Raw genomic sequence first — 17,580 nt, 5'->3', positions numbered from 1 at the left:
TTTACATGAGCCGGGCGCAAAGGTCACTAGCGGCGAATACGACGACCGCCTCGTTAACGAACGTTAACCGGCCGGAATCGGCAGCACCGGCATCACCTCCACGGCTTCCCCGGGGAAGATCGCAAAATGCGGATGGTTCTCGAACAGTCTTGCCGCCGCCTCGTGGGAATCGGCGCGCAACACCGTGAAACCGCTCAGGAGGTTGCTGATGTCGCGCACGCCGCCCGCGTCGATCTGCTTGGTCTTGCCGAGCGGCCCGCCCATGTCGAGGATCGCGGCCTGATGCTTCTCGGCCCACGCCTTCCAGGCCGCTATTCCCTTCTGTGCCCTCGCCTGCCGCTCGGTCTCGGGAAGCGCGTTCCAGGCCGCCATTCGCGGCGAGGCACCGTTGCCGGTGAAGACCGCGAGATAGATGTTGGTGCTCATGACCTGTCTCCTTGCTTTGGCTGTGTTCAGCGCGAGCTGCAGTTTTGCAGCTCGGCAAAGCCGGCGGCGGCCTGCTGCACGTCGGGCGGAAAATCGGACATCTCCTGCACCTGGCGGATTTCGATGATCTCGTTGTCCGACGCCGGGCATTGCTTTGCCCAGTCGATGGCCTCCTGACGGGAGTTCACCTCGATCATCCAGTAGCCGCCGAGCACCTCCTTGGATTCTGCGAAGGGACCGTCGGTGACGATCGCCTTGCCGCCGGCAAAGGAGACGCGCGCGCCCGTCGACGGCGGATGCAGGCCGTCGAGCGTGATCAGGACGCCGGCGTCCCTCAGCGCCTCGTTGTAGCGCATCATCGCAGCGACGCGCTCGGGATCGAGCTGGACATCGGGCGGTGCGGTCTCGTAGCCGAGCGGGATCATCAACATCATGAATCGCATGGTCTGCTCCATCTGAATTTTGCAGGCCGGCCGGTTCCAGCGGCCCCATCAACAAGACGAAGCAGGCGCTGCGGCGCCGACATGTCCTGTGAAATTTTTTCGAAGGCCGTGCGCGATCCACACCCTGCGGTGGCAAGGACTGCGACGGTGGACGCGAGGCTCGACGATGTTCACGGACCGGCTTTCCGGCCGAACCAACCTGCCTTAAGAGAGAGACGCGGCGCATTTGCGCCGGCACTGCCAACGCCACATCCGGGAATCCCCAATGACCGCCTCCACGTCCAAAGTCGCCCTCGTCACGGGAGCCGCGCGCGGCATCGGGCTGGCGACCGCCAAGCGCTTCTTCGCCGAGGGCTGGCGCGTGGCGCTGCTGGATATCGAGGGCGAATTGTTGCAAGGCGCGGTCGCGGCGGTTGCCAATCCGGACAACACGCTGGCGCTGCATTGCGACGTCTCCGATGCCAGGGGCGTGGCGGCGGCCATGGAGACCGTGAGCAGACGGTTCGGCCGGCTTGACGCGCTGATCAATAACGCCGGCATTGCCGTGTTCGCGCCGATCATGGAGACGCCGGACGCCGACTGGAGCCGGATCCTGGAGGTTAACCTCACGGGACCGTTCCTGTGCACCAGGGCGGCCGTGCCCTTGATGCGCGAGCAGGGCGGCGGCGCGATCGTCAACATCACCTCGATCTCGGCGGTGCGTGCCTCGACGCTGCGCTCGGCCTATGGGACCAGCAAGGCGGGGCTGGCGCACCTGACCAAGCAGCTTGCGGTCGAACTGGCCGCGCTCGGCATCCGCGTCAACGCGGTGGCACCCGGCCCGGTCGAGACCGCGATGGCCAAGGCCGTGCACACGCCGGAAATCCGCGCCGATTATCACGACGCGATCCCGCTCAACCGCTATGGGCTGGAGGAAGAGCTGGCGGAAGCCATCTTCTTCTTGTGCAGCGATCGCTCGAGCTACATCACCGGACAAATCCTCGCGGTCGACGGCGGCTTCGATGCCGCCGGCATCGGCCTGCCGACGCTGCGCGGGCAGAGACGCAATGGGTGACGGCATCGCGCTCCTGCGCGCGGCGCCGCGATGCCCAATTTTCATCGCATCGGCCGTGCAGGTTGCGACCATGAGAATCCTGCTGATTGCAGCACTGGCGCTGTTTGCGGGCGTCGCTTCGGCGCACGCGGATGTGCGCATCCTCTCCAGCCCCGGAGGCCAGGTCGGCCCGTTCCTCGAGCTGTTCGACAAGGTGCGCCAGTCCGGCGAGCGCGTGGTGATCGACGGGCCGTGCCTGTCGGCCTGCACGCTGGTGCTGATGACGGTGCCGGCCGATCGCATCTGCGTGACGCGGCGCGCCGTGCTCGGCTTCCACGCCGCGCGCTCGATGGACCGGCGCGGACGGATGTATGCCGAACCGGAAGCATCGAAAGCAGTGCTCGAGGCCTATCCGGAGCCGATCCGCAACTGGATCGGTCGCCGCGGCGGGCTCGGCTCGCGGATGCTGCTGCTGCGCGGCCGCGAGCTGACGGCGATCTATCCGAGATGCAGGTAGATTCTCTCGCTTCCCTCTCCCCTTGTGGGAGAAGGAAGAGCACAGTCCTCACATCTCCGCCGGGCAGTTCACCATCCAGGGGATGCCGAACTGGTCGACGCACATGCCAAAGCCCCTGGAGAAGAAGGTCTTGGCGAACGGCATGGTGACGGTGCCGCCTTCGGCAAGCGCCTTGAACTTGCGTTCGGCGTCGGCGGGATCCTCGACCTGCAGCGAGACCGAAAAACCCTGCGGCGCCCTGAACTGGCCGGGCGGCGCATCGGAGGCCATCAGCACTTCGCCGTCGATCGTGACCTTGGCGTGCATGATCTTGTTCCGGTAGTCCGGCGGAATCTGCATTTCCGGCGGCCCCTCTCCAAACGGAAACATCGCCTCGATCCTCGCGCCCAGCACCTTCTGGTAATATTTCAGCGCCGCTTCGCAATTGCCATTGTAGGTGACGTAAGGATTGAGCTGCATCGATGACTCCTGGCTGCCTTCTTGGCCCGGCTCTGCGGTGCGTCCCTGACGAAGCGCCGCACCGCGGACCGGGCACGAGAAGCTCACTTCTCGGTGAGCTGCTTCAGGTTGGCAAGGCCCTGCTCGAAATCCTTGCCGACCATCTTGTCCATGTTGATGAAGACATGCATCACCTTGGCCATCAAGGGCGAGGGCCCATGCATCACCCAGTGCACGTTGGTGGCATTGCCCTGCGGCAGCATTGTGAATTCGGCGGTGTTGTGCGCCTCGAAGGGTTTCAGGAAGTCGAGCTTGATGACGAGCTTCGACGGCGTGCTGGCCTCCAGGATTTCCATCCGGCCGGTGCCGACGTTCTTGTCGCCCTCCCAGCCATAGACCGCACCCTTGCCGCGATCGGCGCCGGTAAAGCTGCGCTTCATGTCGGGATCCTTTTTCTCCCAGGGCGACCAGCCGCCCCACTGATGGAAGTCGCTGAGCACGGCAAAGATCTTCTCCGCCGGCGCGTTGATGGTGGCATTGCGCTCGATGCGGAAGGTGTCGGGCTTGGTGGCGGCGAGAACGAGGACGACGGCAATCGCGACGACAAGCACGATGGCGATGCCGGCAATGATTTTCAACATGGTAGGCTCCATTGATAGCTCCTCACTCCCCTACGACGAACGACGTGGCGCCGATTCGACACGCGTTGGAATTTTATCTGCGTCATGGCCGGGCTTGTCCCGGCCATCCACGTCCCCCTCTCCCAAAGACGTGGATGCCCGGGTCAAGCCCGGGCATGACGAGGGCTTACTGGGTTGCCTTTGCAGCCTTGACCGGCACCTGGCTGTCGCGCATCAGGCGGTCGAGATGCATGCGGATGTGGGCGGCCTCCGCGGACGTGTTGGCCAGCGCAATGGCGCGGTCGAAGGCGGTGTGGGCCTCTTCGTTGCGGCCGAGTTGCATCAGGAAGGCGCCGCGCACGCCGAAATAGTGAAAATAGTTCGACAGCCGCGACGCCAGGGGCTCGATCATGTCGAGCGCCGCCTGGGCGCCGCGCACCTTCGAGACCGCGACCGAACGGTTGAGGGTCACGACCGGCGACGGCTGCATCACCTCGAGCGCGCCATAGAGCAGCTCGATCTGGGTCCAGTCGGTCTCCCCGGGCTTTCCGGCGCGCGCATGCAGCGCCGAGATCGCCGCCTGCACCTGATAGGGACCGCTGCGGCGATGGCGCATCGCCTTGTCGATCAGCGCGAGGCCCTCGGCGATCAGCGCCTTGTTCCACAGCGAGCGGTCCTGGTCCTCGAGCAGGATCACGGCGCCGTCCGAATCGAAGCGCGAGGCTGCGCGGGCGTGCTGCAGCAGGAGCAGCGCGGCGAGGCCCATGATCTCCGGCTCGCTCTGGAACAGCCGCAGCAACAACCGCGACAGGCGGATCGCCTCCTCGCAAAGCGGCGAACGAATTTCGGCGGTATCGCCGCTCGCCGAATAGCCCTCGTTGAAGATCAGGTAGATCATGGCGGCGACGGAGGCGAGGCGTTCGCTGCGCTCCGCCGCGCCCGGCGTCTCGAACGGCACTTTTGCTTCGGCGACGCGGGCCTTCGCGCGCGTGATGCGCTGCTCCATCGCGGCTTCGCTGACCAGGAAGGCACGCGCGATCTGCTTCACCGAAAGGCCGGAGACGATGCGCAGCGCCAGCGCGATCTGCTGGGTTGCCGGCAAATCGGGATGACAGCAGATGAAGAGCAGCCGCAAAATGTCGTCGCGGTAGTGCGAGCCGTCGAGCCGTTCGGCGATTTTCTCCTCGGCATCGTCGAGATCGGAGATCGCCTCGTCCTCCGGCAGCGCCTCCTGCTTGCGGTGGCGCCTGACCTCGTCGATGCCCGCATTGCGGCCGACCATGATCAGCCAGCTTGCGGCATCGCGCGGCGGGCCGTTCTGCGGCCAGGTCTTCAGCGCGCGCAGGCAGGCGTTTTGATAGGCCTCCTCCGCCGCGTCGAGGTTGCGGAAATAGCGCAGCAGCGCGCCGACCGCCTGGGGGCGCGCCGAGGCGAGCGCGGCGTCGATCCAAGCGGTGTCGGTCACGTCTCGATGCTCCCGGGATTGAGCACGCCGACCGGGCGGATCTCGTAGGCGCCACCGGGATTGGCCGCGCCGAGATCCTTCGCGACGTCGAGGGCTTCATCGAGGTTCTTGCAGTCGACGATGTAGAACCCGAGCAGCTGTTCCTTGGTCTCGGCAAAGGGCCCGTCCAGCACCAGCGGCGGATCGTCCTTGCGCAGCGTCGTCGCGGCGGTGGTCGGCAAGAGACGCGCGACCGGGCCAAGCCGTCCCTGCTTCGCGAGATTCTCCTGCACGACGGCGAGCTTCGTCATGACCTCGGCGTCGTGCTCCTTGCTCCAGGAACCGACCAAATCTTCGTCATGATAGCAGAGGATGGCGTACAGCATTCGGCAGGCAACTCCCGTTCATCTAAAGGACGACGGAATATGCCTGCAGCCGACAACGAAGCGGAAGAAATTTTTCAATTTCTTCCGCTTCGTGAAGAGGAACTTCGCCGGGAGTTGCGTTTGGCTTACCAGTACACGCCATACCGGGCGGCGATGCGGCGGGCCTTGGCTTCATCGGATTCGCGACGGGCCTTCTTCACGGTCTTCTTGCTCTCGGTCGTGGCCGTGGTCGCGGGCTTGGTCTCGGTCGTCGTCGCAGTCGTCGTGGTCGTGGCGGCCGCCGGAGCCGTGGTCGTCGGCGTGGCAGCGGGCGCCTGGGCCTGAACCGGGGCCGGAGCCGCGGCAGGAGCCTGGATCTGGATCGGGGCGGCGTCGTTGGCGGACGTGGCCGCCTGGGCGAGTTGGGCGGAAACCTGCGCGATCGGCTTCGGCGCCTCAACGGCGGTGCTGCCATTGGCAGCGGCGGTGGTGGTAGCCGTGGGAATGCCGGCCAGGCTCAGGCTGCGGGTTTCGCCGGCTTGGGCGGAAACGGAGGCCAGCAGCAGAGCGGAAATCAGGATCAGTTTGCGCATGGGAAGTCTCCCTTGTTTGATGGGAGCAGACTAGGGCAGCCGCCCGATCCGTTATGTGACTAGCCTCACACAATTCCGGGGAACCCAAATATGACCAAAGGCGCCCTCGCCATCCTCGTCCATGGCGGGACGGAAAACTGGTCGCCGGCGCGCTGGAAGGCCCGGTTCGACGAGGTTTGCGGCGACCGCCGCGTGCTGCTGCTTCCTGCGTCCGGCTTCGATCCGGCCGAGGTGCACTATGCCGCGGTCTGGAAACCGAAGCCCGGGGAGCTCGCCGGCTTTCCCAACCTGCGCGTGATCTTCAATCTGGGGGCCGGCGTCGATGCGCTGATGGCGGACAGGTCGCTGCCCGACGTGCCGCTGGTGCGCGTGGCGGTTGCCGATCTCACCGACCGCATGGCCGAATATGTCGTGCTGCATGTGCTGATGCATCACCGGCAGGAGCCCTACTTGCGGGAGTCGCAGCGGGTGAAGCGGTGGGCGCCGAAATTCCAGCATGCCGCTAGCGCGATGTCGGTCGGCATCATGGGGCTCGGTACGCTCGGCACCAATGCCGCCGACATTTTGCGGCGGCTCGGTTTTCGCGTCTCCGGCTGGAGCAGGTCGCCGAAGCGGGTCGAAGGCATGGCGTGCTTTCATGGCGCCGACGGATTTGATGCGTTCCTCCACCAGACCGACATCCTGGTCTGCCTGCTGCCGCTCACCGCGGACACGCGGCACATCCTCAATCGCGATGTGTTCGCGCGGCTCAGCCGCAGCGGCCCACTCGGCGCGCCCGTGCTGATCAATGCCGGCCGCGGCGGCTTGCAGAACGAAGCGGACGTCCTGGCGTGCCTCGACGACGGCACGCTGGGCGGCGCCTCGCTCGACGTGTTCGAGACCGAGCCGCTGCCGGCGGACAGTCCGTTCTGGACTCACCCGAACGTCGTGCTCACGCCGCACAATGCGGCCGACACCGACCCCGACGAGATTTCGAAATACGTCGCGCGGCAGATCGCGCGATTCGAGGCTGATGGCACGCTGGAGAACGTGGTCGATCGCAGCCGGGGGTATTGAATCGCAGAATCGTGGCGTCTGCGTGCCGATCGCTGCGGGGCTGCAGGCAGCGTCCGGCCGCCTTAAGCCGCGCTGACTTCCTTCATGAATTCGTCGATGCGGCTCCTGAGCGTCTCGCCGTTGCGGCCGAGTTCCCTGGCCACACGCAGCACCTGGCTCGCGGCTTCGCCCGTTCTTTCGGAAGCTTCCCGCACGCCCTGGATGTTCGACAGCACCTCGGCAGTGCCCCTGGCCGCATGGCTGGACGAATCGGCGATCTCGCGCGTTGCCGCGCCCTGCTGTTCGACGGCGGAGGCAATGGTGGAGACGATCTCGCTGACGCGGACGATCGTTTCGGTAACCGTCCCGATCGATCCGACCGACTGATCCGTCCGTTCGTGGATGGCACGGATCTGCGCGCCGATCTCGTCGGTCGCCTTCGTCGTCTGCATGGCGAGGGCCTTGACCTCCGACGCAACCACCGCAAATCCCCTGCCCGCTTCGCCGGCGCGCGCGGCCTCGATCGTCGCGTTGAGGGCGAGCAGATTGGTCTGGCTTGCAATCTCGTTGATCAGGTGCGCGACGCTGTCGATCTTCTGCACCGATTCCTTGAGCTGGATAATCTGCGCGTTGGTATCGTTGGCCTGCGCCGCACCCTCGCTTGCAGCGGTTGCCGACCTGCCGACCTGGCTGTTGATTTCCGCGATCGAGGAAGACAGCTCCTCGGCGGCCGACGAGACGGTCTGGACGTTCCGGGTCGCCTGCTCGGTCGCGGTCGCAACGGCGCCGGACCGTTCGCTGGCCTCCTTCGCCGTGTCCGCCATCGACGTCGAGGTCGATTCCAGCTCGGCGGTGTAGGAGGCGACGTCGCCAAGCGCCTCGGCCACCACCTTCTCGAAATTGCGTACGCTTGCCTGGATCCTGCCGGCGCGGGCAAGCTGGCCTTCCTGCTCGGCCTGCTGGCGCGCGCGCATCTGATCGGCCTCGATCAGGCTTGTCCTGAAAACCTCCACGGCTTCCGCCATCTTGCCAATCTCGTCCTTGCGCGTCCCGAAGGGAACGGAGGATTGAAGATCTCCCCCGGCAAGCTCGACCATGCGGTCGCGCAGCGCCCCGAGCGGCTTCGCAATGGCCGAACGCAACAGCCAGATCGACATAAAGCCCAGCACCACAATGAGCAGGCCGGACGCCAGCACGACGATTTCAATGATCCTGGCGCGCTTCTGGGCTTCCTCGCGTACCGCCAGGATGCGCTTGCCGACCTCGTCCAGCAGCAGGTTCAGTTCTTTCTCGGTTTCCGTGGCAACCTTCCGCATCGGGATGGTGGCGACCATGCGCGCCTGTCCGGCAGCGCTTGCTGCGGCGACCTTGAAGAGCCGCTGATATTCCTCTCCGCCCTTGACCAGGGCCGCTGATTTCCTGGTCAGCTCCGGATCGCCCAGGCGCGTCGCGACGGCATCGGCTGCCTTTGCCTCAACGATCATCTTGCTCGAATGATCGACTATCTTCTTCACCAGCGATTCGTCGTCGTTGTAGAGAACGTCCTTCTCGTTTCGACGCGCCTCGAGAAAGGCGATCTTGGCGGAGTTGCCGTGCCCGATGACGGCAAACTCGTCGTCGATCATCGCCGAGAACCCGGCGGTCGTGGACGAGAGGGCATACTGGGCAACGGCACAAAAGCCGACAACGAAAAAAATGGCTGTGCCCATGCACAGCCACAATTTTTGCCCGACGGAAAGGTTGGCCAATCGCATCGACATCAACCCCTATCTGCTGGTTTGATCGCTATCGCATCATTCCATCGGGTAGCCGACATAGTAGACGCCGATGATGGCGCCACTCTCCGACTTGATCGGCTCGTAGCCGGTGTCATAGATCTTGCCGAGGATGTCGACCATTCCGTAGAAGGTGTTGCCCTGGCTGATCGCTGCATAGGCAGGACCGGAGGGATCGAGAATGGTGCCGACTGCCCGCGCACCCTCCTTCATGACGTTGGTGCTGACCCGCATGTAGTTGTTGCCCTTCTTGACGAAGAGGGTGGCGGTGCCGCCATGCTTGGCCTTGACCCCGTCGACAACGCTGTAGTCCTCGTTGACTTTCGAGCCGCCGAAATAGAGGGCTTCGCCATCGAGCTTCGCCAAACCGAGCTTGGCGGTGTCGTCCTTCAGCGATTGCATCGCGACCTTCACCTTGGCGCCGTCCGACGCCAACACCGGCGTTCCAAGCGCAACTGCAATGACCGTCGACAGGATGGCATCGCGACGAGTGATCCGGAGCCCCGACATCGGAATCTGCCTTTCTAAATCTGGGTTGATTGCAGCCTGCCCATCCCCACAATCGCCCGGTAACCCGGAAGATCGTCCGTCCATTCGGAAAGGCGGCCAATTACAGGCAGGAGTGTGGCAGCTTGTCGTAAACCAATCGCTAATGGCGGAACTGGCGTGCCGTCGCGCATCCCGCGACAAACTGTTGTCGAAGTCCTAACGACGCCGACCCGGCGGTCCTGCTCCCGCGAGGCGGCGCGTCAGCGGCGGACGCCGCCGATAGCGAGCGGCGTCTGGCCGGGCAGCAACGGTGAATTGATGTCGCTGTCGACGAGCCCTTGGGATTGCTGGCTGAAGCTGGCGCCGAGCGAGAGGCTCAGGTTCGAGGTCGGCCGGAATTCGATGCCGGCATTGGCGCTGAAGGCGCCGGGAGCCGTAGCGGACCGGTCGAAAGCCGCAAACGCACCACTGGCGCTGCTGCCGGGGCCGCTGTTGAACTTCATCGTATCGAAGCCGGTGTAGATCGAGACCGGCGCATTCTTGAAATTATAGCCGAACTGCACGCCCTCGGTGGACAGCGAGCCGAGATTGCCGAAGGCGCCGAGCCGATTGAAGCCGCTCATGGCGAAGCTGCTTTGTGTATTGGCGATAAACCAGCCGTTCGGAAAGTTGGTGCGCGAGACGCCTTGCGTGTCGCCGCCGGAACCTTCGAGGCTGCCGCCGAAACCGAAGGACGAACTCGGCAGCCAATACTGTACGGGCGCGGCCTGGGCGTGGGCCGTGCGCCCGCCCATACAGAGCGCCAACAAGGCCACCGCGACGGCTGAACTGCGTGCGAACATGAACATGATGAAAATATACGCTGCCGTCATCGGGAACGCCAGCGCGGCGCTATCGCGCGTTGGCGCACATCACGTCGAGCGCGCCCTTGACGATGGCATCGAGTTCCACCCGCGGCACCCGGGCGCGGGCGCGCACGGCGATGGTGTGCAGCGTGGCGGAGGCGAGTTGTGCCAGCACCACCGGGTCGCTCGAGGCCGGCAGTTCGCCGCGCTCCTGCGCGCGCTTGAAGATGCGGGCGAAGAAGCGGTCGGTTTCGACGAGACCCGTGATCACCAATTCGCGAATGGCGGGATCGAACACAGCTTCCGAGGTCGCCGTCATCACCGTGAAGCAGCCGCGCGGGCCGTCCTTGCCCGACAGGTACATGTCGAGCGCGATCGAATAGATCTTCTCCAGCATGTCCCGCAGCGGCAGTTCCGCCGCGAACGCTTCGCCCATGCGCTCGCGGGCGCGGGCGCGGTAACTCTCATAGCTCTTGATATAGAGCTCGCGCTTGTCGCCGAACGCGCCATAGAGGCTCGGCCGGTTCATGCCGGTTGCCGCCGACAGATCGTCGAGCGAGGCGCCGGCAAATCCCTCCTTCCAGAACACGTCGAGCGCGCGCGCCAGCGCAATCTCGGGCCGGTAGGTGCGCGGGCGGCCGCGCCGCTTCGGCTCGGATGAAGTCGCAAGCGGTTGCGCCGGCTTGGCTTTCCCAGGCTTCGGCCGGGCATGCGGCGCAGGCTCTCTTCTTTTTTGTACCATCTCGCAAAATAATCCTTGACGTCCGCATAATTATGCGGAACGGTACATAAATCAAGCTTGATCCCCGCAACCCGTCCGAAACCGTCCAAGCCAGAGGGAGTTAACCCATGGACCTGTATTTCTCGCCGCTAGCCTGCTCGATGGCAACAAGGATCGCGCTGTATGAGGCCGGCCAAACGGCCAACTTCATCGAGGTCGATCCCAGGACCAAGAAAGTCCTGAAGGACAATTCCGACTTCTACGCCATCAATGCGCTCGGCCTCGTGCCTGTCGTGCGCACCGAAGACGGCGTGATCCTGACAGAAAACGCCGCGATCCTGCAGCATGTCGCCGAACAGCTGGCCGATTCCGGCATCGGCGCCAAAGAGGGCATGGAGCGCAGCAGGCTGCAGCAATGGCTGTGCTTCATCGGCACCGAGCTGCACAAGGGCCTGTTCACGCCGCTCCTGGGCAAGAACGTGCCGGCCGAGGTGAAGGCGTACACGCTGGAGAAATATCTCTCGCGGCTCGACTATCTCGACAAATATCTGAAGGGCCGCGCGTTCCTGCTCGACCATTTCAGCGTGGCGGACGCCTATCTCACCACCATCCTGAACTGGAGCATCGCGACCCCGATGATCGACTTCGGCAAATATCCGGCCGTGAAGGATTATCTGGAGCGGATGAAGAAGCGCCCGGCGGTGGCCAAGGCGCTGGCCGAGGAGTTCGAGCTCTACAAGGCCGAGATGGCGCGCCACAAGGCGGCGGCGTAGGCAAGCTGCCGTACCGGACAAGCGAAGCGCGATCCGGGACCCAAACGCCGCGGCCGTCGGAAAAAGCACAGGCGGAGACGGCTTCTCTGTCCAACTGGCTGCGGTGGTTATGGGTCCCGGCGTTCGCCGGGACGACACCGGACAAATGAAGGCGACGTTGCCTCCGGCTACTTCCGGTTCTCCTCGCAGAATTTCAGCGCTGCCAGCATCTCGCCGGCGCGGGGGGTCTCGAGCTCGATGCTGTTGTCGTCGTCATCTTCCTCGAAATCGACATGCAGCCGCTTTGCCTTGGACAGCCGGTCGATGATCCGCTGATCGAACTCGAAGACGCCGCGCAGCGAGATCTTGTCCATCACCTCCCACTTGGACTTCTTCATGATGTCGTCCTTGTCGGTGGCGAAATCGGCCTTGAGAACCTCGCCGGTCTTCTCCCACTCCCATCCGTCGTAGATCAACACGATGACGATCTTGTCCGTGGAGTAGGTGAGCACGATGCCGTAGTCGCGGTTATCGTCCTCCTTGTCCTTGTAGCCGCGGCTCGCGTTGCAATGGGTGTCCTTGGCGCGCTTCTCGACCGTCCAGTCTCCGACCTTGGTCTGCGCACCGGCGGGGGTTGCAGGAAATCCGGCGAGAAATCCGGCAAGCAAAGCGGCCATCAAAAACATCTTTTTCATATCGGTCAGCCTCCATTATCGAACCATGGTACCGTTCCCGGCGAGCAGATTGAAGATGCGTTCGCTGACGAAGGCATGACCTTCCGGCGTCCAGTGACCGCCGATGCCGTCGCCGGGATAGGCGGCCGCGCCGTCGAGCGATACGAAGGCAATTCCGTTCTGCTGCAAAAAGCGGCCGAGAGCGTCGTCCTTGTGCTGGATCGCGACGAGGAACTTGGCGCCATTGCCTTCCACGAAGGCCCGCAGCAAGCCCACCAGTTGCTCGGTCGGATCAGGCACGAACTGCACCGGATGCACGACCTTCAGATAGACCGACGCCACGATCCGCGCGAGCCAAAGATTGCGCACCAGCCAAACGTCCTTAAAGTATTGCTGGCGGGAGAGCGGCACCGGCTGCCCCCTCACCTGCGGCCGGCCGTCGGCGCCGATGACGAAATACGGCTTCTGATAGCCTTCGTAGCGAATGTTGCTGCCGTTATCGAGCCGGTCGTTGGCGGAGCAGAAGACCAGCACGACGATCGCGGGCTTCACCAGCGGCCACAGGCGGCGAAGCAGCAGATATTCCTGGTCGGTGCCGTAGCCGGAAACGCCGGCGGCCAGAATCCGGTAGTCTGGGAGTTTCGGCTTGAGCAGTTCCGTGAAGCGCTCGCCGGCTTCCGCATCCAGCCCCCAGACGAAGGAATCGCCGAGGAACATGATGACCGGCTTGCCGCCGGGGGAAAGCTCCTCATCGCGCAGGCCGAGACTGTTGTGCCGGACGCCGACGGTGCGGGCATTGGTGACGCGCGAGGTGGAATTCGGCTCCGGCACCCAGCCGAGCTCGGCATCGTAGCGATAGCCGAGCGAGCGTTCGCTCACGCCCTCGCGCAGTTCCCGGAAATCACAGACGCGCAGAAACACTTCGAGCGCAAGCAGCGTCGCGCAGGCGATGCCGAGCGTTACGCCGGCTGACCCGAGAAACCCGCGCAGCCCTGCCCTGGCGCCTGCCTGCATCTGAACCAATGAAACAACGCTGAAATATCTGCGCGCGATCAAACCATGCGGGCCTTCCGCATTCAAGCGCCCGCCTGGCGGACGTCAGCCTGCCTTCGCCAGCAGCCGCGGCGGCAAATCCGCAAGCGCGCGCCTGAAAATTGCGGGATCGTCCAGCGCACGCGCCAGCACCAGCGCCCCCTGGATGGTGAGCAGCGCATCGGCCGAGCGCTGCCGCGCCGTGCGCGCATTGACGCCGGAGCGTGCGAGCAGGCGCGACAATGCGTCGTCCCACCGCTTGAAATAGCCATGCACCTGGACCGCGAACATGTCGCGCGAGGCCCCGAGCGCGATGACGCCGACCAGGCAGACGCGATGGCCGGAACGGAAATAGCCGTCGACCGCCGCGATCATCGCCGCGACGGCGGGCGCAGGATCGTCCGACGACCGCAACGGCGCGAAGATGTTGACCTCGAACCAGTTGTCGATCTCGCCGAGCACCTCAGCCGCCATCTGCTGCTTGCCGCCCGGAAAGAAGTGATAGAGGCTTCCCTTGCCGAGCCCGGTGGCCTCGCCGATCAGGGACAGCGTCGCGCCTTCATAGCCGTGCGCGCGAAACACCTCCGCCAGCAGCGGCAGAAGCTCGGTGCGGTCGGCGACCTCTCTTGCCATTGCAGCGTCAGGCCGGGCTCTCGCCCAGGCCGGCAACGTCAGCCGGGCGCGGTCCCGGTGCGGTCCAGCGGAAACGTCGGTCGCTTTCGGCAATCTCGACGTCGTTGATGCTGGCCTCGCGCCGGCGCATCAGGCCGTGCTCGTCGAACTCCCACTGCTCGTTGCCGTAGGAACGGTGCCACCGGCCACCGGCGTCGTGCCACTCGTACTGGAAGCGCACGGCGATGCGGTTGTTGTCGAAGGCCCAGAGATCCTTGATCAGCCGATAGTCGAGCTCCTTCGCCCATTTGCGGGTGAGGAAGGCCCTGATCGCCTCGCGTCCCCGGAAGAATTCCGCGCGATTGCGCCACACGCTGTCCTCCGTATAGGCCAGCGCCACCCGTTCGGGGTCGCGCGAATTCCAGGCGTCTTCCGCCATGCGCGCCTTCTGCGCGGCGGTCTCGCGGGTAAAGGGCGGCAGCGGCGGGCGCGACATCGAACGATCTCCAGGCGACGGATGCCGCGGAGATTGTACCGATCGGTACAGACTGTCAAGCGCGCTATTCCAGGTCGGCCTTCATCAGCACCCGCAGGGCCTTCGGGATCGGCTGCGCCTTGCCGTCGCAGATGAAGGCGACGCGCACCTCGGCCTTCACCAGCAGCTCAGTGCCGCGGCGCACCTCCTGCGCCAGCGTGATGGAAGCGCCCTTGACCGCGACGGGCCAGGTGACGATGTCGAGCACGTCGTCCATCCGCGCCGGCCGCAGGAAGTCGAGCACCATCGAGCGCACCACGAAGGCGAAGCCGGGCGTCTCCGCCTGCGCCTGTTCGAACAGGGCATGCTGCTCGGCGCCCATCAGCCGCAGATGGTTGGTGCGCCCTCGCTCCATGAAGCGGAGATAATTGGCGTGATAGACGATGCCGGAAAAATCGGTGTCCTCGTAGTAGACGCGGACCTGCATATGGTGGCGGCCGTCGTGGATCACGCCGTCGAGGGGAAGCATACGCCTACTCCGGAAATCTGGCGTCAAGCGCGAGCGATTGCGCAACAGCCAGCAGGCGCTTGTCTCGCGTCCAGACACCGGCTTCCGGCGTCAACGCCGCGGCGGCAAGCAAATGTGCATCGACATACCCGATTCCCTTCCCCGGCAGTTTCTGGCGCGCGATGAATTCTAGGACCTCATCCGTACCGGCAACAATCGCCTTCGGGAGACGCCCCAGATCATCGATCATCTCTGCGATCCTGGGCACATGACCAAGCAGAAGCTCGCCGATGACGAACGGGTGCATGACTACATCGCCCCGCTCGAGAAACTCTCCCAACCTGGCATCGCTCCGGCGAAAATGATCGATCCAGATGGAAGTATCAGCCAGCACTTTCATTTAAGACGGCGACGCGGTGGCGCCTTGGCGTCGGGCTGGGTTCCGCCCATGCGCGCAAGTCGACGGGCGGCTTCGCGTTCCACAAATGCCTTCAACGCCTCCCTGACGACGGCCGACTTCTCGGTGAGGCCGGAGAATTCCTGCGCCTTCGCGAATAACTCGTCATCGATCGCAATAGTCGTTCTCATGTGTCTGGCTCCGCATCAAATATAGCATCATATGATGCAAAAATCCATGCATAATCGAGCACCCCGGACGACCTGCGCCCCTGCCCCGCCCGGCGTTGCCGGCACGATTTCCTCGGAATTGCCGACGTAGAGGGGCATGAGGCTGCGCCGCACAGTCACCAGCGATTGTCGCCGATCAGCGCATCCAGCCGCGCCTTCAATTCGTCGGGCGCGCGAAAGTACCAGACACCGCCGAGCAGATCGCGAAAGCGCCTGTTCGCTTTGGCCTCGCGCTCGATGCGGTCGATCGTCTTCATGCTGATGACGTCCTCGAGCGGGCCTGCGGCCAGCATCGACAGTAGCACGGGATTGGTTTCAATCTTCAGGATTTCCACGATCAGGTCGATGGCGCGATCCGGGTCTTCCTCGCGCAGGTCGCGCTCGAAATCCATCAGCGCGAAGAAATTGTCGTCGCGGTCGCGGTCCGATTTGGAATATTGCTCGACCCAGGCGCGCGCCAGCGCCGGCACCGGCATGGTCTCGCAATCGAGCGGATGCTGCGGCCGGTGCCGCGCGGCGTCGTCGAGCTCCCATGCGGCGCGATCGGCAATCGCCTCGACGCGGCGCTCGAAGGGCTTGCCGGTGCCGAACTGGATGCCGCCGAGCAGCCAGCGCAGCTTCGCATTGTCGCGCGCCGCCATCTCGATACGGTCGATTACTTCAGTGCCGTGGACAAACATCAGGGACAGCATCAGCTTGTCGTTGAGCTGCATGACGGTCGGCTTGTCGCGCTCGGTCGCAAGCACTTCGAGCACGAGGTCGAGCGCGCGATCGGGCTGGTCGTGCGGCAGATGATCGAAATAGACCTTTGCCGCCCAGACGCTGCCGGTCTGGTCGCGCCGGCTGATGCGCTGCAGCGCGCACCACATCGATGCCAGTTGCGCGACCGGAAGCGCGTCGAACAGCGCATTGGCCTCTTCGTCGCCGGCAAGTTCCGGCAAGGAGGTGACGGCGGCAAGGACATTGGCGTCTTCGGTAGTCGCCATGAAACGGCTTCCCGTGAGATGTCGGCCGGCCGAAATGCGGCCGGGGCGTCAACTTAGTGCGGGAAGGCAGGGGTCAGGTTCGACGCTAATCGTCGCTGTCGCCGCCGAACAGTCCAAATTGCGCCGGATCTCGCGCCGGCTCGGCCAGGCCCAGGTGGCGGAAGGCATGCGAGGTCAGCAGCCGCCCGCGCGGGGTGCGCTGCAGATAGCCGCACTGGATCAGGTAGGGCTCGATGATGTCCTCGATGGCATCGCGCGGCTCCGACAGCGCGGCCGCCATGGTCTCGACGCCGACCGGACCGCCGCCATAGTTCAGCGCAATGGTGGTGAGGTAGCGGCGATCCATGGCATCGAGGCCGGCGGCATCGACCTCGAGCGCGCTCAGCGCATGATCGGCGATGGCGCGGTCGATCGAGGTCGCGTTCGCAGCCGAAGCAAAATCGCGCACCCGGCGCAGCAGGCGGCCGGCGATGCGCGGCGTGCCGCGGGCGCGGCGGGCGATCTCGTTGGCGCCGTCGGGGGACATGCCGATGTTGAGCACGCGGGCGCCGCGGGTGACGATCTTCTCGAGCTCCTCCTCGGTATAGAAATTGAGACGCACCGGAATGCCGAAGCGGTCGCGCAAGGGATTGGTGAGCAGACCGGCACGCGTGGTGGCGCCGACCAGGGTGAATTTCGCCAGCTCGATCTTCACCGAGCGCGCCGCCGGCCCCTCGCCGATGATGAGGTCGAGCTGGAAATCCTCCATCGCGGGATAGAGCACTTCCTCGACCGCCGGGCTGAGGCGATGGATCTCGTCGATGAAGAGCACGTCACGCTCTTCGAGATTGGTGAGGAGAGCGGCGAGATCGCCAGCCTTGGCAATGACAGGACCTGACGTGGCGCGGAAGCCGACGCCGAGCTCGCGCGCCACGATCTGCGCCAGCGTGGTCTTGCCCAGCCCCGGTGGGCCGACGAACAGCACATGATCCAGCGCCTCGCCGCGCTTGCGCGCCGCTTCGATGAAGATCGAGAGATTCTTCCGCGCCTGCGCTTGTCCAACGAATTCGGACAGCAATTGCGGGCGCAGCGCAGTGTCGCCGACATCGTCGCTGCGGCGCTCGGGCGTGACGATGCGGGAGGGCGTGGTCACTTCGCCGATTCCTCCGGTGCCGCAGGGTGGGCAAAGGC

At 64.6% G+C, this 17,580-nt stretch carries 24 protein-coding genes; 4 read left to right on the top strand and 20 right to left on the bottom strand.

From position 1 onward, the window contains the following. Positions 1–63: 63 nt before the first annotated feature. The gene (locus tag HZB49_RS19595) at positions 64–426 is read right to left on the bottom strand and encodes a hypothetical protein (protein WP_291614363.1); all 363 of its coding nucleotides are present in this window, start codon (positions 424–426) and stop codon (positions 64–66) included. A 26-nt stretch (positions 427–452) separates the two neighbouring features. Then, the gene (locus tag HZB49_RS19590; protein WP_291614361.1) at positions 453–869 is read right to left on the bottom strand and encodes a YciI family protein; all 417 of its coding nucleotides are present in this window, start codon (positions 867–869) and stop codon (positions 453–455) included. A 265-nt stretch (positions 870–1,134) separates the two neighbouring features. Between HZB49_RS19590 and HZB49_RS19585 the strand changes: the two genes are divergently transcribed. Together HZB49_RS19585 and HZB49_RS19580 are read left to right on the top strand one after the other, a co-directional pair. Continuing rightward, the gene (locus HZB49_RS19585; RefSeq protein ID WP_291614359.1) at positions 1,135–1,923 is read left to right on the top strand and encodes an SDR family oxidoreductase; all 789 of its coding nucleotides are present in this window, start codon (positions 1,135–1,137) and stop codon (positions 1,921–1,923) included. 70 nt (positions 1,924–1,993) lie between these two features. Beyond that, a complete protein-coding gene (locus tag HZB49_RS19580) occupies positions 1,994–2,419 on the top strand; it encodes a hypothetical protein (RefSeq protein ID WP_291614514.1) in 426 nt (141 codons plus the stop codon). A gap of 48 nt (positions 2,420–2,467) precedes the next feature. Here HZB49_RS19580 and HZB49_RS19575 read toward each other — a convergent pair whose 3' ends face one another. The 5 genes from HZB49_RS19575 to HZB49_RS19555 form a co-directional block, all read right to left on the bottom strand. Beyond that, entirely contained in the window at positions 2,468–2,878 is a 411-nt protein-coding gene (locus tag HZB49_RS19575; RefSeq protein ID WP_291614357.1) for a VOC family protein, read from the bottom strand. Positions 2,879–2,961: 83 nt separating this feature from the next. After that, positions 2,962–3,498 (bottom strand): SRPBCC family protein, encoded by a 537-nt coding sequence (locus HZB49_RS19570; protein WP_291614355.1) that lies wholly within the window; start codon positions 3,496–3,498, stop codon positions 2,962–2,964. Positions 3,499–3,664: 166 nt separating this feature from the next. Then, on the bottom strand, positions 3,665–4,942 hold the full coding sequence (locus HZB49_RS19565; protein ID WP_291614353.1) for an RNA polymerase sigma factor: 1,278 nt from the start codon (positions 4,940–4,942) through the stop codon (positions 3,665–3,667). Beyond that, positions 4,939–5,307, bottom strand: coding sequence for a YciI family protein (locus HZB49_RS19560; RefSeq protein ID WP_291614351.1), 369 nt, complete (start codon positions 5,305–5,307; stop codon positions 4,939–4,941). Before HZB49_RS19560 ends, HZB49_RS19565 begins: the two co-directional genes overlap by 4 nt. A 125-nt stretch (positions 5,308–5,432) precedes the next feature. Further along, positions 5,433–5,879: a hypothetical protein gene (locus tag HZB49_RS19555; RefSeq protein ID WP_291614349.1), complete on the bottom strand. Its 447-nt coding sequence runs from the start codon at positions 5,877–5,879 to the stop codon at positions 5,433–5,435. 90 nt (positions 5,880–5,969) lie between these two features. On the opposite strand from HZB49_RS19555, the gene HZB49_RS19550 reads away from it, so the two are divergent. Then, positions 5,970–6,935 (top strand): glyoxylate/hydroxypyruvate reductase A, encoded by a 966-nt coding sequence (locus tag HZB49_RS19550; protein WP_291614348.1) that lies wholly within the window; start codon positions 5,970–5,972, stop codon positions 6,933–6,935. 62 nt (positions 6,936–6,997) lie between these two features. Here HZB49_RS19550 and HZB49_RS19545 read toward each other — a convergent pair whose 3' ends face one another. The 4 genes from HZB49_RS19545 to HZB49_RS19530 all read right to left on the bottom strand — a co-directional run bounded on the left by HZB49_RS19545 (position 6,998) and on the right by HZB49_RS19530 (position 10,765). Next, positions 6,998–8,623, bottom strand: a complete 1,626-nt coding sequence (locus HZB49_RS19545) for a HAMP domain-containing methyl-accepting chemotaxis protein (protein WP_365858518.1) — start codon at positions 8,621–8,623, stop codon at positions 6,998–7,000. Positions 8,624–8,707: 84 nt separating this feature from the next. Continuing rightward, positions 8,708–9,199, bottom strand: coding sequence for a Cache 3/Cache 2 fusion domain-containing protein (locus HZB49_RS19540; protein ID WP_291614346.1), 492 nt, complete (start codon positions 9,197–9,199; stop codon positions 8,708–8,710). Positions 9,200–9,438: 239 nt separating this feature from the next. After that, on the bottom strand, positions 9,439–10,050 hold the full coding sequence (locus tag HZB49_RS19535) for a hypothetical protein (RefSeq protein WP_291614344.1): 612 nt from the start codon (positions 10,048–10,050) through the stop codon (positions 9,439–9,441). 19 nt (positions 10,051–10,069) lie between these two features. Beyond that, a complete protein-coding gene (locus HZB49_RS19530; RefSeq protein WP_291614342.1) occupies positions 10,070–10,765 on the bottom strand; it encodes a TetR/AcrR family transcriptional regulator in 696 nt (231 codons plus the stop codon). A gap of 107 nt (positions 10,766–10,872) precedes the next feature. Here HZB49_RS19530 and HZB49_RS19525 point away from each other — a divergent pair, with 107 nt between their 5' ends. Beyond that, positions 10,873–11,517 (top strand): glutathione binding-like protein, encoded by a 645-nt coding sequence (locus tag HZB49_RS19525; RefSeq protein WP_291614340.1) that lies wholly within the window; start codon positions 10,873–10,875, stop codon positions 11,515–11,517. 167 nt (positions 11,518–11,684) lie between these two features. Here the strand turns inward: HZB49_RS19525 and HZB49_RS19520 are convergent, their stop codons facing one another. The 9 genes from HZB49_RS19520 to ruvB all read right to left on the bottom strand — a co-directional run bounded on the left by HZB49_RS19520 (position 11,685) and on the right by ruvB (position 17,542). Continuing rightward, on the bottom strand, positions 11,685–12,191 hold the full coding sequence (locus HZB49_RS19520; RefSeq protein ID WP_291614338.1) for a hypothetical protein: 507 nt from the start codon (positions 12,189–12,191) through the stop codon (positions 11,685–11,687). A gap of 15 nt (positions 12,192–12,206) precedes the next feature. Continuing rightward, positions 12,207–13,193, bottom strand: coding sequence for an SGNH/GDSL hydrolase family protein (locus tag HZB49_RS19515; protein WP_291614335.1), 987 nt, complete (start codon positions 13,191–13,193; stop codon positions 12,207–12,209). A 75-nt stretch (positions 13,194–13,268) separates the two neighbouring features. Next, the gene (locus HZB49_RS19510) at positions 13,269–13,835 is read right to left on the bottom strand and encodes a TetR/AcrR family transcriptional regulator (protein ID WP_291614333.1); all 567 of its coding nucleotides are present in this window, start codon (positions 13,833–13,835) and stop codon (positions 13,269–13,271) included. 7 nt (positions 13,836–13,842) lie between these two features. Next, a complete protein-coding gene (locus HZB49_RS19505) occupies positions 13,843–14,310 on the bottom strand; it encodes a nuclear transport factor 2 family protein (RefSeq protein ID WP_291614331.1) in 468 nt (155 codons plus the stop codon). Positions 14,311–14,374: 64 nt separating this feature from the next. Continuing rightward, on the bottom strand, positions 14,375–14,818 hold the full coding sequence (ybgC, locus tag HZB49_RS19500) for a tol-pal system-associated acyl-CoA thioesterase (protein ID WP_291614329.1): 444 nt from the start codon (positions 14,816–14,818) through the stop codon (positions 14,375–14,377). A 4-nt stretch (positions 14,819–14,822) separates the two neighbouring features. Continuing rightward, on the bottom strand, positions 14,823–15,197 hold the full coding sequence (locus HZB49_RS19495; RefSeq protein ID WP_291614328.1) for a PIN domain-containing protein: 375 nt from the start codon (positions 15,195–15,197) through the stop codon (positions 14,823–14,825). Beyond that, positions 15,194–15,385, bottom strand: coding sequence for a type II toxin-antitoxin system VapB family antitoxin (locus HZB49_RS19490; RefSeq protein WP_291614326.1), 192 nt, complete (start codon positions 15,383–15,385; stop codon positions 15,194–15,196). The genes HZB49_RS19495 and HZB49_RS19490 overlap by 4 nt, the downstream gene beginning before the upstream one ends. Before the next feature lie 155 nt (positions 15,386–15,540). Continuing rightward, positions 15,541–16,410 (bottom strand): DUF6869 domain-containing protein, encoded by an 870-nt coding sequence (locus HZB49_RS19485; RefSeq protein WP_291614324.1) that lies wholly within the window; start codon positions 16,408–16,410, stop codon positions 15,541–15,543. An 85-nt stretch (positions 16,411–16,495) separates the two neighbouring features. Then, on the bottom strand, positions 16,496–17,542 hold the full coding sequence (gene ruvB / locus HZB49_RS19480) for a Holliday junction branch migration DNA helicase RuvB (RefSeq protein WP_291614322.1): 1,047 nt from the start codon (positions 17,540–17,542) through the stop codon (positions 16,496–16,498). Positions 17,543–17,580: the final 38 nt, after the last annotated feature.

Source organism: Bradyrhizobium sp., from assembly GCF_016219575.1.
Lineage (GTDB): Bacteria > Pseudomonadota > Alphaproteobacteria > Rhizobiales > Xanthobacteraceae > Bradyrhizobium.
The sequence above is the reverse complement of the archived record's forward strand: the minus strand, read 5'-3'. Positions and strand labels throughout refer to the sequence as shown.

Bases quoted from the DNA above. Each gene is read 5' to 3' on its own strand.
- HZB49_RS19535 (WP_291614344.1), bottom strand. From the start codon at position 10,050: ATGACGGCAGCGTATATTTTCATCATGTTCATGTTCGCACGCAGTTCA.
- ybgC (WP_291614329.1), bottom strand. From the start codon at position 14,818: ATGCTTCCCCTCGACGGCGTGATCCACGACGGCCGCCACCATATGCAG.
- HZB49_RS19505 (WP_291614331.1), bottom strand. From the start codon at position 14,310: ATGTCGCGCCCGCCGCTGCCGCCCTTTACCCGCGAGACCGCCGCGCAG.
- HZB49_RS19495 (WP_291614328.1), bottom strand. From the start codon at position 15,197: ATGAAAGTGCTGGCTGATACTTCCATCTGGATCGATCATTTTCGCCGG.
- HZB49_RS19490 (WP_291614326.1), bottom strand. From the start codon at position 15,385: ATGAGAACGACTATTGCGATCGATGACGAGTTATTCGCGAAGGCGCAG.
- HZB49_RS19570 (WP_291614355.1), bottom strand. From the start codon at position 3,498: ATGTTGAAAATCATTGCCGGCATCGCCATCGTGCTTGTCGTCGCGATT.
- HZB49_RS19595 (WP_291614363.1), bottom strand. From the start codon at position 426: ATGAGCACCAACATCTATCTCGCGGTCTTCACCGGCAACGGTGCCTCG.
- HZB49_RS19545 (WP_365858518.1), bottom strand. From the start codon at position 8,623: ATGGGCACAGCCATTTTTTTCGTTGTCGGCTTTTGTGCCGTTGCCCAG.
- HZB49_RS19550 (WP_291614348.1), top strand. From the start codon at position 5,970: ATGACCAAAGGCGCCCTCGCCATCCTCGTCCATGGCGGGACGGAAAAC.
- HZB49_RS19485 (WP_291614324.1), bottom strand. From the start codon at position 16,410: ATGGCGACTACCGAAGACGCCAATGTCCTTGCCGCCGTCACCTCCTTG.
- HZB49_RS19575 (WP_291614357.1), bottom strand. From the start codon at position 2,878: ATGCAGCTCAATCCTTACGTCACCTACAATGGCAATTGCGAAGCGGCG.
- HZB49_RS19585 (WP_291614359.1), top strand. From the start codon at position 1,135: ATGACCGCCTCCACGTCCAAAGTCGCCCTCGTCACGGGAGCCGCGCGC.
- HZB49_RS19510 (WP_291614333.1), bottom strand. From the start codon at position 13,835: ATGGCAAGAGAGGTCGCCGACCGCACCGAGCTTCTGCCGCTGCTGGCG.
- HZB49_RS19560 (WP_291614351.1), bottom strand. From the start codon at position 5,307: ATGCTGTACGCCATCCTCTGCTATCATGACGAAGATTTGGTCGGTTCC.
- HZB49_RS19530 (WP_291614342.1), bottom strand. From the start codon at position 10,765: ATGGTACAAAAAAGAAGAGAGCCTGCGCCGCATGCCCGGCCGAAGCCT.
- HZB49_RS19520 (WP_291614338.1), bottom strand. From the start codon at position 12,191: ATGAAAAAGATGTTTTTGATGGCCGCTTTGCTTGCCGGATTTCTCGCC.
- HZB49_RS19580 (WP_291614514.1), top strand. From the start codon at position 1,994: ATGAGAATCCTGCTGATTGCAGCACTGGCGCTGTTTGCGGGCGTCGCT.
- HZB49_RS19590 (WP_291614361.1), bottom strand. From the start codon at position 869: ATGCGATTCATGATGTTGATGATCCCGCTCGGCTACGAGACCGCACCG.
- HZB49_RS19555 (WP_291614349.1), bottom strand. From the start codon at position 5,879: ATGCGCAAACTGATCCTGATTTCCGCTCTGCTGCTGGCCTCCGTTTCC.
- HZB49_RS19540 (WP_291614346.1), bottom strand. From the start codon at position 9,199: ATGTCGGGGCTCCGGATCACTCGTCGCGATGCCATCCTGTCGACGGTC.
- HZB49_RS19525 (WP_291614340.1), top strand. From the start codon at position 10,873: ATGGACCTGTATTTCTCGCCGCTAGCCTGCTCGATGGCAACAAGGATC.